This is a genomic window from Micromonospora sp. Llam0 (assembly GCF_003751085.1).
Taxonomy (GTDB): Bacteria; Actinomycetota; Actinomycetes; order Mycobacteriales; family Micromonosporaceae; genus Micromonospora_E.
Genome location: NZ_RJJY01000001.1, coordinates 2,666,679 through 2,682,641, shown reverse-complemented (window position 1 = coordinate 2,682,641; position 15,963 = coordinate 2,666,679). Strand labels below are relative to the sequence as shown.

Here is a 15,963-nt window from a genome sequence, read left to right as displayed (position 1 = left end):
GGTAACACTGAATGCTTGATAGGTGTCAAGTTCCGGCCCGCAGCGGATCTTTGGAGGGCGGCCTCCGGTGACGAGGTCTCGGGCATGCGAGCCTCGTCGTCCGCGTGAATGATGATCGCACATATGTCACTCCTCGTGTCTGAATGAATACTTCATGTTCGCTTCACGTGCCGCAAAAGGTTTTAAAGAGACATGTCAATCGAGGAGCAGGACGTGTGATGAACTCGACAGATCCGCAGCCTCCCCCGTCCGATTCACCAGGAACCGGCCGGTTCGAGCGGCGTGCCCGCCGCGTGGTGCTACCAGACCGGGGGATCCGGCCCGGCGCGGACGGTGATTAATGTCCAGCAGGGATGAAGGTGGATACCCGCCCGCGAAGTGCGATGCCGTGTTCGGAGAGGAATGCATTTCCGGCGGCCGCTTTCGATATCGGGAGGGCTGGCACCGGTGTGCCCGGTGCCGGTTTCCCGGAGCGTCAGGGGGCTGTGGTGCGTGCCGATTTAGTCAAATCCTTGTCCGTGATCCTGCGCGAGCACGCGGAGCGCCTCGGCGACAAGATCGCGTACGAGGACGACACCCGGGCCGTCACCTACGCGGAGCTCGAGGCGCGGACGGGCCGGCTCGCCGGTCACCTGATCGACGCGGGACTGCGCCGCGGTGACCGGGTCGGGCTGTGCCTCGGCAACACGGTCGCGATGGTGGAGGGCTACCTCGCCACGGTCCGTGCCGGGGGCATCGGCGTACCCCTCAACCCGTACGCCGGCCGCCGGGAGCTCGCCTTCGTGATGAGCGGCAGCGGCGCGCGATTCGTGCTGACCACCGCCGCCCACGCTGGCGAGTTCACCTCGGCGCCCGAGCGGCCGGTCGTGCTGTCGACGGGGACCGCCGCGGGCTGCTCGTCATTCGACGAGCTCGCCGTCACCGATCCGGCCGCGACCGCTCCCGACGACCTCGGGCTGGACGAGATCGCCTGGATGTTCTACACCTCCGGCACGACCGGGCGGCCCAAGGGCGTGCTCTCCAGTCAGCGCAACTGCCTCTGGTCGGTGGCCTCCTGCTACGTACCGGTCCCGGATCTGTCCGAAAAGGATCGCGTGCTCTGGCCGCTGCCACTGTTCCACAGCCTCTCCCACATCGCCTGCGTGCTGTCGGTGACCGCGGTGGGCGCGACCGCCCGGATCATGGACGGGCAGTCGGCCGAGGACGTGCTCGAACTCCTGCGTACCCACCGATCGACCTTCCTGGCCGGGGTGCCGACGACGTACCACCGGCTGGTCGAGGCGCGGCGGGCGGATGACCGCGAGCTGCCCGGCCTGCGGATGGCACTCGTCGGCGGTGCGGTGACCGGGCCCGAGTTGCGGCGGGCGTTCGAGCAGTCGTTCGGGGTGCCGCTGGTCGACGCTTACGGCAGCACCGAGACCTGTGGCGCGATCACCATGAACCCGCCCGGCAGCGCCGGCCCCGACGGCTCCTGCGGCCGGCCGGTTCCCGGCGTCGACGTGCGCATCGTCGACCCGGCCACCGGCGAGGACGTGGACACCGGTGCGGAGGGCGAGGTGTGGGTACGCGGCCCGAGCGTCATGGCCGGTTACCACAACGACCCCGAGGCGACGGCCGCCGCGCTGCGTGACGGCTGGTTCCGCACCGGCGACCTGGCCCGGAGCGACGCCGCCGGTTACGTCACCGTCTGCGGGCGCATCAAGGACCTGATCATCCGTGGCGGCGAGAACATCCATCCGGAGGCGATCGAGCCCGTACTGCGCGACGCCGGGGGAGTAGCAGACGCCGGGGTGAGCGGCATTCCCCACGACGTGCTGGGCGAGGTTCCCGTCGCGTACGTGCGGCCGGGACCCGGCGGCCTGGACCTGGGCGCCCTCCTCGGCCACTGCCGGTCCGAGCTGGCTCCCGCCGAGCTGCCGGAGGAGATCCGGGAGGTCCGGGCCATTCCGCGTACGGCGTCCGGCAAGATCTCGCGACGCCGCCTGGCCGAACAGCCGTCCTGGTTGCGATGGTCCGCGAGCGGCCACCACGCCGGCCTGCTGACCGTGGTGTGGAGGCCGCTGCCCGAGGGCGACCCCACCGGCGAACCCGGGCCGCCGCTCGACCTCACGCCGCTGGCGGACGGTCCGGCGGATCCCGGCCTCCGGGAGGAACTGGGCCGTCGTCTGGCGCGGGAACTGGCCAAGCGCGCCGGGCAGCTCGGCGCCGGCGACCGGCTCGTCGTGCTCACCCGGCACGCCGTGACGACGGGCCCGGCCGACGACGCGCCCGACCCCGCCCAGTACCCGATCTGGGACGAGGCCCGCAGGCTCCGGCCGCACCTGTCCGGTCGGCTCGTCCTAGTCGACCTCGGCGACGGGACCACCGCCCCCGCCGCGGCGACCGGTGGCACCGAGCCGGAGGTGGCGGTCCGACGCGGCGAAGCACTCGTGCCACGCCTGATCCCGGCCCCGGCCGAGAACCGCCCGTGGCCGCTCGCCGACCTCGCTCCCGGGGGTTCGGTGGTGGTCACCGGAACCGACACCGAGGCCGGTGCCGCGCTGGCCCGGCGGCTGATCGCGGCCACCGGCGCAAGCACCGCCCTCGTGGTGGGCGCCACCGTTCTCGGCCCCGATGCCGAGGTGGTGACAGTCGCGCCCGACAGCCTCCGGCAAGCACTCGACGCCTCGCCGAGCGCGGTAGTGGGAATCCTGCACGCCTCGGGCGATGCCGAGGTCGGCCGCGCCCTGCACCAGGCAACCGCCGCACTGCGAACGACGCCCTTCATCGCCACCGGCCCGACGCATGCCGAAGCCCTGGTCCACACCCGTCGTCGGATGGGGCTTCCCGCCACCTACATCGGTGGGGACGCGGACGGTCTGCCTCCCGCCCTTGACGTCGCGCTCGCCCTTGACGTCGCCACGCTCCTAGCCATGCGCCCCGAGCTTCCACCGCCCGCCGCCGACGTTCCGCATCTGCTCCGCGAACTCGTCGCCGCGCGGCCGGGAACCGCCACGCCGGTCGCCGCCACCACGGCCGAACTGCGTCGCAGCCTGACGGCGCTCGACGAACCGGGACAGCTCGCCCTGCTGCGTGACCTCGTCGCCGGGCACACCGGGGGGGTGCTGGGCGGTGCGGCCACCGACGACCACGGGCGGGCGTTCCGGGACTTCGGCCTCACCTCGGCGGCCGTGGTCGAGTTGCGCAGCCGGCTGACGGCGGCGACCGGGCTGGCACTGCCCGCCACCGTGACCTTCAACCATCCGACCATCGACGCGCTCGCCACCCACCTGCGCGCCCGGCTGCTCGGCCCCGACGTCTGCCTCGGCGAACCGGCGGAGGCTGCCCTTCCGGCAGCCGGGGCCGGTGACCCCATCGCGATCGTCGGTATGGCCTGCCGCCTGCCCGGCGACGTGCACAGCCCGGCCGATCTGTGGCGGCTGATTCTGGCGGGTGGCGAGGGCATCACCGGCTTCCCGGACGACCGTGGCTGGGACCTGGCCAACCTGTTCGACGCCGACCCGGGCCATGTCGGTACGTCGTACGTCGGACGTGGTGGGTTTCTGGCCGGCGCCGCGGGATTCGACGCGGCGTTCTTCGGGATCTCGCCACGGGAAGCACTGGCCATGGACCCGCAGCAGCGGCTGCTGCTGGAGACCTCATGGGAGGCACTCGAACACGCGGGCCTGGACCCGGCCACGCTGCGCGGCACCGACGTCGGCGTCTTCGCCGGTGTCATGGGGCACGGTCCCGCGCCGGACGGGCAGCTGCCGCCCGGCCTCGAAGGCTTCATGACCACCGGGACCGCCGCCAGCGTGGCGTCCGGGCGGGTGTCGTACGTGTTCGGCTTCGAGGGCCCGGCGGTGACCGTCGACACGGCGTGCTCGTCGTCGCTGGTGGCGATCCATCTGGCCGCGCGGGCGCTGCAGGGTGGCGAGTGCTCGATGGCGCTGGCCGGCGGGGCGACCGTCATGACCACCCCCGGCGCTTTCGTCGAGTTCTCCCGGCAGCGGGCGCTCGCTCCCGACGGGCGGTGCAAGTCCTATTCGGACGGCGCCGACGGTACGGGCTGGGCGGAGGGCGCCGGAGTCGTCGTCCTGGAGCCGCTGTCGGTGGCCCGGGCCCGCGGTCACCGGGTGCTCGCCGTCCTGCGCGGGTCGGCGATCAACCAGGACGGCGCCTCGAACGGGCTGACCGCCCCCAGCGGTGTCGCCCAGCAGCGCGTCATCCGGCGGGCGCTGGCCGGAACCGGGCTGGGCGTCACCGACGTGGACGTGGTGGAGGGGCATGGCACCGGCACCGTGCTCGGGGATCCGATCGAGGCCGAGGCGCTGCTTGCCACGTACGGTCAGGAACGGGCTCCGGATCGGCCCCTCTGGCTGGGCTCGCTGAAGTCGAACATCGGCCACACCCAGGCGGCGGCCGGCGTGGCCGGGGTCATCAAGATGGTGCAGGCGCTGCGGCACGGCGTACTCCCGCCGACGCTGCACGCGACCAGCCCGTCGTCACGTGTCGACTGGTCGGCCGGTGCCGTCCGGCTGATCACCGAGGCCCGGCCCTGGCTGCGGACCGGGCGGCCCCGCCGCGCCGGGGTGTCGTCGTTCGGCGTGAGCGGCACGAACGCGCATCTCATCCTGGAGGAGGCGCCCGGCGATCCGGCGCCGCAGGCGCCCGACGAAGCACCGCAAGCCATCGCCCCCGTTGTCGCGCTTGCCCTGTCGGCCAGGACGCCGGCGGCCCTCGCCGCGAGTGCGGGCCGGCTCGCGGCGTTCGTCGAGGCCGGGAACGACACCTTGGCGGACGTGGCGGCCGCCCTTCGCTCGCGGGCGTCGTTCGACGAGCGCGCGGTGGTCGTGGCGGAGTCCGGCGCTGAGGCGGTCAGGTTGCTGCGTACCGTCGAACAGGGCCGCGGCGGGTCCGGGATCATCGTAGGATCCGTTCGTCCGGGCCCGGTGGTCTTCGTCTTCCCGGGGCAGGGCGCGCAATGGTCCGGGATGGGCCGCGACCTGCTCGACGCCTCACCGGTCTTCGCCGCGCACGTACGGGCCTGCGCGGCCGTCGTCGAGCCGTACGCGGACTTCCCGCTGACCGGGGCGTTGCTGGGTGAGCGGCCCGAGGACGTCGCCGGGCGGGTGGACGTCGTCCAGATCGCCTCCTTCGTGATGATGACCGGGCTCGCGGCCGTGTGGCGGTCGGCCGGCGTCGAGCCGTCGGCGGTGGTGGGCCATTCCCAGGGGGAGATCGCCGCCGCGTACGTGGCGGGCGCCCTGTCCCTGCCCGACGCGGCGCGGGTCGTGGCCGTCCGGGCAACCCTCATCCGCGACGTACTCGCGGGCGGCGGCGCCATGGCATCGGTGGCGCTCAGCGAGGCGGAGGCCGCCGGGCGGCTTGCCGGCCGGGACCGGGTGTCGATCGCCGCGGTCAACAGTCCCGGGTCGGTGGTCGTCGCGGGGCCGCCGGCCGCGCTGGAGGAGGTTCTGACCGCGTGGGAGGGCGACGGGGTGCGCGTGCGCCGTGTCGCCGTGGACTACGCCTCGCACACCGCCCAGGTCGAGCTGATCGCCGGAGAGCTCGGTGCCGCTCTGGCCGATGTACGCGCCGAGCCACCCCGGATTCCGCTGCTCTCCACGGTCACCGGCGAGTGGATCACCGAAGCGGGTGAGCTCGACGGCGACTACTGGGTACGCAACCTGCGTCACCCGGTGCGTTTCGCCCCGGCCGTCGCCGCCCTCATCGACCGGGGTCATACCTCGTTCATCGAGGCCAGTGCCCATCCCGTTCTCGTGCAGCCGGTGACCGAGATCGCCGAGGCGGCCGGCGCCGAAGTGGTGGTCACCGAATCCCTGCGCCGCGGTGAGGGTGGACTCCGGCGTCTCGGGGCCTCGATGGGCCGCCTGTTCGTCACGGGAATCGCCGTGGACTGGGCCGCCGTGTCGCCGCCCGCCCGGGGACGGGCCGAGTTGCCGCCGTACGCCTTCGACCACAGCGCCTACTGGCTTCCGGCCACCGCCACCCGCCCCGGCGCCGGACCCCTGGGCCTGACCGAACCCGGGCACCCCCTGCTCGGCGCCCTCCTGGACCGTCCGGGCGAGGGTCGTCCGGGCGAGGACTGGTCCGGCGACGGCGGGTTGGTGGCCGTCGCACGGTGGTCGGCGTCGTCGTTCCCGTGGATCACCGCCCGCCGCGAGGACGGCGCCACCGTGCTGCTCGCCTCGGCCCTGCTCGACGTGGTGATCCATGCCGGGGACCGGACCGGAACGCCGGTCATCGCCGACCTCGCCACCGGTACGCCGATGGTCCTTCCCGAGCACGGCGCCCTCGACGTCCAGATGACTGTGGGCGGCCCCGGACCGAACGGCGACCGTACCGTCGAAATCTGGGCCCGCGCCGCCGGACCGGTGACCGGCGAACCCTGGACCCGGCACGCCCACGGCCTGCTCACCCCGGCCGCCGCCGAGCCCGTCCCGCCGTCCCTTCCCGAGGCCGGTGAGGTGGAGCTGGACGGGGAACCGGCCGGGTACGGACTGCACCCGGCACTGCTCGACGCGGCCGTACGCGCCCTCATCGAACCCGGCACGACTCCGCTGACCTGGACCGGCGTGGCTCTGCACGCCACCGGCGCCACCGCGCTGACGGTTCACGGGGATGGCCGCCGGCTGCTGCTCACCGATCCGGCCGGGGCTCCCGTGCTGTCGGCGGCGGTCACGACCGGACCGGAGCCGACGGCCCCCACGGCCGGGCCCCCGCTCTTCCACGCCGCCTGGACCGACATCGAGTTGCCCCCGGTGGCGGCCCCGATCCCTGGTACGCGCCACTACGAGGTGCCCGCCGGCGACGATCCCCGGACGGTTCTGGCCGAGGTTCTCACCACCCTGCGAACCTGGCTGACCGGCCCCGACGCGACGGACGGCCGGCTGGTCGTGCGCACCTCCGACAGTGACGACGTCGCCACCTCCGCGGTGTGGGGGCTGGTGCGTTCGGCGCAGTCGGAACACCCCGGCCGCATCGTGCTGGTCGCCACCGACGAGCAGTCCCGCGGCCGGGAAGGCGATGCCCTGGCAACCGGGGAACCCCAGATCCGCGTACGCGAGGGAAGGGCGCAGGTACCCCGGCTGGTCCGCACACCCCGGGGCGGCACCCGCACGGCGCGGCCGCTCGACCCGGACGGCACCGTCCTGATCACCGGCGGCACCGGGCTGCTCGGCGCGATCACCGCCCGGCATCTGGTGGCCCGGTACGGCGTACGTCATCTGCTTCTCGCCTCGCGTAGTGGCCTCACCCCCACCGCCGGGACGCTGCGCGACGAACTGGCCGCCCTCGGCGCCACCGTCACGGTTGCCCGGTGCGACGTCGGCGACCGCGAGCAGGTCCGGGAGCTGCTGGCCGGCATCCCGGACACCGCCCCGCTGACCGCCGTCGTGCACTCCGCCGGGGTCCTCGACGACGGCGTCGTCACCACGCTCGATGCTGATCGCCTCGACACCGTGCTGCGTCCCAAGCTGGACGCGGCCCGGCACCTGCACGAGTTGACCCTCGGCCACGACCTCGCGGCGTTCGTGCTCTACTCCTCGGCGGCTGGTGTGCTCGGCAACCCGGGGCAGGCGAACTACGCGGCGGCCAACGCCGGCCTCGACGCCCTCGCCCGGGAACGCCGCCGCCTCGGCCTCCCTGCGGTCTCGGTGGCCTGGGGCTTCTGGACCGAGGCGGGCGGCCTGACCCGGCACCTGGGCGACGCTGACCACTCCCGCACCCGGCGCGGCGGCATGCTGGGCCTCTCCACCGCCGACGGCATGGCCCTGCTCGACGCCGCGCTGCTCGGGGACACCCCACCGGACGTCGTCGCCACCCGGTTCGACCTGGCCGGCGTGCGAGAGAAGCCGCTGCTGTCGGCCCTCGTGCCGCCGAGCCGCCCGCTGGCGCGGAAAGGAGAGGCCGCCGAGCCGCCAGCAGGCCTGGACGAGGCCGGCGCCCTCCTGCGAATGGTGCGGCGGCACACGGCCGAGGTCCTCGGTCACGACGGCCCGGAGTCGGTGCCCGCCGACCGGCCGTTCCGGGAGACCGGCCTCGACTCGCTGACCGCCATCGAGTTGCGCAACCGGCTCGCCGCCGAGACCGGCCTCAAACTCGGGGCCACGGTGGCGTTCGACTATCCGCGTCCGCTCGCTCTGGCCGGGTACCTGCGGGACCGGCTGACCGGGCGCGACACCACGCCGAGCGCCGCCCCGGCCGCCCCCGACGAACCGATCGCCATCGTGGCCATGGCCTGCCGGTTCCCGGCCGGGATCAACAGTCCCGAGGACCTGTGGCGGCTGGTGCTCGACGGCGCCGACGCGGTCACCGGCTTCCCGGACGACCGGGGGTGGCCGGCCGACGGTCTGTTCCACCCCGACCCCGACCACTTCGGTACGACGTACGTTCGCCACGGTGCCTTCCTGGACGACGCCCCCGGTTTCGACGCTGCGTTCTTCGGCATCTCGCCGAACGAGGCGCTCGCCATGGATCCGCAGCAGCGCATCCTGCTGGAGACCTCCTGGGAACTGCTCGAACGCGCGGGCATCGACCCGGCCGGCCTGAACGGCCGCGACGTCGGCGTGTTCGCGGGCGTCAACAGCCACGACTACAGCATGCGGGCGCACCGGTCGACCGGTGCCGAGGGCTTCCGCCTCACCGGCAACTCCGGCAGCGTCGTCTCGGGCCGGATCGCGTACCACTACGGCTTCGAGGGCCCGGCGATCACCGTCGACACGGCGTGCTCGTCCTCGCTGGTAGCCCTGCACCTGGCCGTGCGCGCGCTGCAGCAGGGGGAGTGCTCGCTGGCGCTGGCCGGTGGCGTGACGGTCATCGGCACGGTCGAGACGTTCGTCGAGTTCTCCCGCCAGCGCGGCCTGGCCCCGGACGGGCGGTGCAAGTCGTTCGCCGACGCGGCCGACGGCACCGGCTGGTCCGAGGGCGCCGGCCTGCTGCTGGTCGAGCGGCTCTCCGACGCCCGCCGAAACGGCCATCAGGTGCTGGCCGTTGTCCGGGGGTCGGCGGTGAACTCCGACGGCGCGTCGAACGGCCTGACCGCGCCGAGCGGGCCCGCCCAGCAACGGGTCATCACCACCGCCCTCGCCGGAGCGGGCCTCGGTCCGTCCGATGTGGATGCCGTCGAGGCACACGGCACTGGAACCACTCTTGGCGACCCGATCGAGGCCCAGGCACTGATCGAGACGTACGGCCGGGACCGCGACCCCGAGCGGCCGCTGTGGCTGGGGTCGGTCAAGTCGAACCTCGGTCACACCCAGGCGGCGGCGGGTGCGGCCGGGGTCATCAAGATGGTGATGGCGATGCGGCACGGCACGCTGCCCGCCACCCTGCACGTCGACCGCCCGTCGTCGCACATCGACTGGTCGGCCGGGACCGTACGCCTGCTCACCGAACCCCGCGACTGGCCGGACGCCGGACGTCCCCGCCGCGCCGGTGTGTCGTCGTTCGGCATCGGCGGCACCAACGCCCACGTGATCCTCGAAGCCGGACCGGCACCGGAGCCCGCGCCGGAGCAAATGCCCGAACCGGCCGTCGTGCCCGTGCTCCTGTCGGCGCGTACCGTGTCGGGACTCCCCGGCCAGGCCGCGCGGATCGCCGATTTCCTCGCCGCGGCCCCGGACACCCGTCCGGGCGACGTCGCCCACGCCCTCGCGACCGCCCGCGCCCACCTCGGTCGGCGGGCGGTGATCCTGGCGACCGATCGCGAGCACCTGACCGCGGAACTGCGCGACCTCGAACGCGGTACGCCCGGCGCCGCTGCGGTCACCGGAACCACCGTGGAGGGCAGCCTCGCCGTGGTGTTCACCGGGCAGGGCAGCCAGCGGGCCGGCATGGGCGCCGAACTCGGCCGCGGCGAACCGGTGTTCCGGGAAGCCTTCACGGCGGCGATCGCCGAGCTCGAACGGCACCTCGGCGGTCACTGGCCACGCCCGCTGGCCGAGGTTCTGGCCGCGGCGCCCGGCACACCCGGCGCGGCGTTGCTTGACCGTACGCTCTACACCCAGCCCGCGCTGTTCGCCTTGGAGACCGCGCTGCACCGGCTGCTCGTCGCGTGGGGCATCCGGCCCGCGCTGCTCGCCGGGCATTCGATCGGGGAGATCGCCGCGGCGCACGTGGCCGGGATCCTCGACCTGAGCCAGGCCGCCCGGCTGGTGGCGGCGCGGGCCCGGCTCATGGACGCCCTGCCCGCCGGCGGGGCGATGACCGCCGTCCGGGCGACTCCGGAGCAGGTCGCCGCCCTGTTGCGGGACGCGCCGGGCAGCGTCGGCGTGGCCGCCGTGAACAGCCACGACTCGCTGGTGCTCGCCGGCGAGCAGGCGGCGGTCGACGCGATCGCCGACCGGCTGCACCGCGACGGCCACAAGACGCGCCGGCTGAGCGTCAGCCACGCGTTCCACTCGGCGCTGATGGATCCGGTGCTCGACGAGTTCGGGGCGGTCGCCGCGGGCCTGACCTACCGGCCCGCCACCGTGCCGATCGTGTCCACCCTGACCGGGCGGCTCGACGCCGGCGGGGAGATGAGCACCGCCGGCTACTGGGTGCGGCAGCTGCGGCACGCCGTCCGGTTCGGCGACGCGGTGGCCGTCCTGCGGGCCGAGGGCGCCACGACGTTCCTCGAGGCGGGACCGGGCAATGCGCTCACTGGCATGCTGCTCGAGGCACCGGGCCTGCCGGCGGACGCCTGCCTGCCCCTGCTGCCGTCCGGCCCGGACGAGACGCTCGCCGTCCGTACCGCCGTCGCGGGCCTGCACGTACGCGGAATCGGCGCCGACTGGCCCGCCATCCTCGGTCGCTCCGGCCGGGCGCCGCTCGGTACCGAACTGCCCACGTACGCCTTCGAGCACCAGCGCTTCTGGATCGGCGCCCAGCCGGACGAGCCCGCGCCGCTCCCGGTCACCGCCCCGGTCACCCCGGCAGCCGTTCGCGGCCTCACCGATCTGACCGATCTCGTCCGGGAGAGTGCCCTGGTCGCCCTCGGCCACCGCCCGGACACCGTCCTCGACGAGCGGATGTCCTTCAAGGATCTGGGCCTCGACTCGCTGGGTGCCGTCCGGCTGCGCAACCGCCTGCGCGACCTCACCGGCGTCGAGATGCCGGTCACCATCGCCTTCGACCACCCGACCACCGAAGCCCTCGCCGCCCACCTGGGCACCGCCCTGCGCGGCGATGCGGAAGCCGACGCCGACGCCGGATCCGGCGTTCCCGTGATCCCCGGCGCCGACGAGCCGATCGCCATCATCGCGACGAGCGGCCGGTTCCCGGGCGGGGCGGACAGCCCGGAAGCACTGTGGTCACTGGTCGCCGAGCGGCGTGACGCCATCACCGGGTTCCCGGCCGACCGGGACTGGGACGTCGACCGGCTCTACCACCCGGACCCCGCCCATCCCGGCACCTTGTATACCCGCGCGGGCGGCTTCCTGCACGACGCCGACCGGTTCGACGCCGCCCTCTTCGGGATCTCGCCACGGGAAGCACTGGCCATGGACCCGCAGCAGCGGCTGTTGCTGGAGACATCGTGGGAGGCGTTCGAACGCGCCGGGATCGACCCGCTGTCGCTGCGCGGCCGGGACGTCGGGGTCTACACCGGCATCGTGCACCACGATTACGTGACCCGGCTGCGGCAGGTGCCCGAGGACGTGCAGGGCTACGTGATGACCGGGACGGCCGCCAGCGTGGCGTCCGGCCGGGTGTCGTACGTGTTCGGCTTCGAGGGCCCGGCGGTGACCGTCGACACGGCGTGCTCGTCGTCGCTGGTGGCGATCCATCTGGCCGCACGGGCGCTGCGGGGTGGCGAGTGCTCGATGGCGCTGGCCGGCGGGGCGACCGTGATGGCGAGCCCCGACGCGTTCCTGGAATTCTCCCGTCAGCGCGGGCTATCGGCGGACGGTCGTTGCAAGTCGTACTCGTCGGACGCGGACGGCACCGGCTGGGCCGAGGGCGCCGGGATGGTGGTTCTGGAACGGCTGTCGGACGCCCGCCGCAACGGCCATCGGGTGCTGGCCGTGCTGCGCGGCAGTGCCGTCAACCAGGACGGCGCCTCGAACGGGCTCACCGCCCCCAGCGGCCCGGCCCAGCAGCGCGTCATCCGGCGGGCACTGGCCGAGGCCGGGCTGGCCGCCGCCGACGTGGACGTGGTGGAGGGACACGGCACCGGCACGGTCCTCGGCGACCCGATCGAGATCCAGGCGCTGATGGCCACGTACGGCAAGGGCCGGGATCCGGATCGCCCGCTGTGGCTGGGGTCGCTGAAGTCGAACATCGGCCACACCCAGGCGGCGGCCGGCGTGGCCGGGGTCATCAAGATGGTGGAGGCGCTGCGGCACGGGGTACTCCCGGCGTCGCTGCACACCGGGGAGCCGACCTCCCAGGTCGACTGGTCGGCCGGGACGGTACGCGTGCTCGCCGAGGAGCGGGACTGGCCGCGTACGCCCGGCAAACCCCGCCGCGCGGGCATCTCCTCCTTCGGGGCGAGCGGAACCAACGCCCACCTCGTGATCGAGGAAGCCCCCGGCGAGGACCCGGCCCCGACCGGCGGACCCGGCGTCGTCGCCCTCACGCTCAGCGCGAAAACCCCGGCGTCCCTGACGGCCCAGGCCACCTGCCTGGCGGCGATGCTGACCGCGGACCCGGACGTGCCGCTGGCACCGGTCGCGGCCGCGCTCGCCACCCGCCGCGCGGTGCTCGGCGAACGGGCCGTCGTCGTCACCGGCACGGCCGGCGAGGCGCTGCCCGCCCTGCACGCCCTGGCCCGGGGCGAATGTGATCCCCGGCTGGTCTCGGGTACCGCGGGCGCCGGCAAGTTGGCCTGGGTGTTCCCCGGCCAGGGTGCGCAGTGGGCGGGGATGGGCCGGGGCCTGCTCGCGGAGTCGCCGGTCTTCGCCGCCCGGGTCGCCGACTGCGTGCGGGCCTTCCAGCCGTGGCTCGACTGGCCGTTGCTCGAAGTGCTGCGCGGCGACGCCGAACCGGCCATGCTCGAGCGCGTCGACGTGGTGCAGGTCGCCACGTTCACCGTGATGGTGAGCCTGGCTGCGGTGTGGTCCTCGGCCGGTGTGGTGCCGGACGCGGTGATCGGTCACTCCCAGGGCGAGATCGCCGCGGCCTGCGTGGCCGGGGCGCTGTCGCTGGACGACGCGGCCCGGGTGGTCGCCCTGCGCAGCCGGGTCATCGCGGCCAAGCTGGCCGGGGGCGGCGGGATGGCGTCGGCGGTCCTGACCAAGGCGGAGGCCGGTGAGCGCCTGCTGCCGTGGGCGGACTCGGTGGAGGTCGCCGTGGTGAACAGCCCGGCGTCGGTGGTTATCGCCGGGGAGCCCGAACAGCTGGACTCCGCGCTGGAACGGATGACCGCCGACGGCGTCCGCGTCCGCCGGGTCGCCGTCGACTACGCCTCGCACACCCGGCACGTGGAAGCGGTGCGGGACGCGCTCGCCGAGGCGTTCGGCGACGTGCGCTCCCAGGCCCCCGCGATCCCGATGCGGTCGACGCTCACCGGCGACTGGATCCGCGACGCCGGTGAACTCGACGGCGACTACTGGTACCGCAATCTGCGCGGCCGGGTGAACTTCGGACCGGCGGTCACCGCGCTCGTCGAGGAGGGCTTCGGCTTCTTCGTCGAGATGAGCCCGCACCCGGTCCTCGTCCAGCCGGTGACCGAGTGTGCCGAGGCGGCCGGGCGGAACGTGTCGGCCACCGGGTCGCTGCGGCGCGACGACGGCGGGATGCGGCGGCTGATCACCTCGATCGCCGAACTGAGCGTCGCCGGGATCACGCCGCGCTGGCCGGCCGTGCTGCCCGCCGCGGACGGCTGGGTGGATCTGCCGGTGTACGCGTTCGACCGGCAGGCGTACTGGCTGCGGGAGCCCGCCGGTGGCGACGAGGTCACCGCCGCGGACGACGCCGCCGAGGTGTGGGCGGCGGTGCGCGACGCGGATCCGCGGGCCCTGGCCGAGGTGCTCGGCGCCGGCGACCCCACCGATCTCGAGAGCCTCGGCCGGGTGCTGCCGCTGCTGGCCCGGTGGCGGGCGCGGCGGGAGTCCGCCACCGCGATCGAGGGGCTCCGCTACCGGGCGTCCTGGCAGCAGTTCGACAACGACGCGGCGGGGGTGCCGGCCGGACGCTGGCTCGTGGTCGCCCCCACCGGCGATGTGGTCGACGGGTTCGTCGCGGAACTCACTGCCCAAGGCCTCAACACTGTGACCGTACGCTCGGACGACGGGACCGCCCCGGCCATCGGCGACGACCGGGAGTTCGCCGGGGTTCTGTCGCTGCTCGCGCTCGGGGGCGGGACCGAACCGGTCGCCCCGGCGGTGAACCTCGTCAAGGCGCTCGGCGACGCCGGCCTCACGGCACCACTGTGGATGCTGACCCGCGGTGCGGTGGACGTCGGCATCCGGGACGCGGTCACCGCGCCGCACCAGGCCGCGCTGTGGGGTCTCGGGATGGTCGTGGCGCTGGAACACCCCGACCGGTGGGGCGGCCTGGTCGACCTGCCCGGTGCGGACGATCGGCGTACGGTCCCGCGGGTGCTCGCCGCGCTGACCGGCGCCTCCGGGGAGGACCAGATCGCGGTCCGGCGCTCCGGCACGTACGCCCGGCGGCTCGTGCGCGCCGCCGCCCCGGTCTCGGCCTCCGACGGCTGGCAGCCGCGCGGAACCGTGCTGGTCACCGGCGGCGACGACGGCCTGGGCCGGTACGCCTGCCGCTGGCTCGCCGACGCCGGTGCGCAGCGGCTAGTCGTCACCACCACCACCGGCGGCGGCGACCCGCTCGACGCCGCCGAGCAGTTGCGCGCCGACCTGGCCGGGACCGGCGTCCCGGTCGAGGTCTGCGACGGTGGCGACCGGGACGAGATCCTGCGGCTGGTGTCGGTCTCGGCGGATCTGCCGCTCACCGCCGTGGTGCACGCGGCCGACCAGTGGTGGAACGGCGCCGTCGCCGATACGAGCGAGGCCGAGGTGGCCCGGATGTTCGCGGCCAAGGTGGATCCGGCCGTGTGGCTGGACGAAGCGCTGGCCGGCGTCCCGCTCGACGCGTTCGTCGCGTTCACCTCGATCGCCGGGGTCTGGGGTGGCGGCGGCCAGGGCCTGTCCGCGGCCGCCAACGCCACCCTCGACGCGCTCGTGGAAGCCCGCCGTGCGCGGGGCCTGCGCGCCACCTCGGTCGCGTGGGGCGTGCTGGAGCAGATCGGCATCGGTGCCGACGAGACGGCGGTCGCCCAGCTGCGCCGCCGGGGTGTGCTGCCGCTGACCATCACGCTCGCCATGGAATCACTGGCCCGGGCCACCGGCGCCGACGAGACCACGGTAACGGTGGCCGGTGTCGACTGGTCGGCGTTCATCCCGGCGTTCACCTCGGTGCGGCCGACCCGGCTGTTCGACTCCCTGCCCGAGGCCCGGGTCGCACTGACCGCCCAGGAGTCCGCCGCGCCGGCCGGGGGACCCGACGGCACGCTGGTGGATTCGCTGCACGCCGCACCCGAGGGCGAGCGGGACCGGATTCTGCTGCGGCTGGTGCGTGGGCATGCCGCCGCGGTGCTCGGGCACAGCAGCGGCGACGCGGTGGCCGCCGAGCAGCCTTTCCAGGACGCCGGATTCGACTCGCTGGCCGCCGTCAACCTGCGCAACAGCCTCAACACTGCGACCGGGCTGCGGCTGCCGTCGACATTGATCTTCGACTACCCGACCCCGGCCGCGCTGGTCGGGCACCTGCGCGACGAACTGCTCAGCGAACCCGCCCCGCCCGAGGCGGACGAGGCCACCCTGCGGCGCGTGCTCGCCGTGGTGCCGCTCGACCGGTTCGCTCAGGCCGGTGTGCTCGACACGCTCATCGCCCTGGCCTCGGGCACCCCGGCCGACGAACCGGACTCCCCGCCGGCCGAGGACGACCTCATCGACGAGATGGACGTCGCCGACCTGGTACGCCGGGCCCTCGGCACCTCGCACTGAACCTCCGCCGACCGGA

Annotated in this window: 1 protein-coding gene; it reads left to right on the top strand. The window is 74.2% G+C overall.

The genetic code is table 11. The annotated features are described in order from the left end of the window. Positions 1 to 518 precede the first annotated feature (518 nt). The gene (locus EDC02_RS11895) at positions 519 to 15,947 is read left to right on the top strand and encodes a type I polyketide synthase (RefSeq protein WP_370461530.1); all 15,429 of its coding nucleotides are present in this window, start codon (positions 519 to 521) and stop codon (positions 15,945 to 15,947) included. Positions 15,948 to 15,963 lie beyond the last annotated feature (16 nt).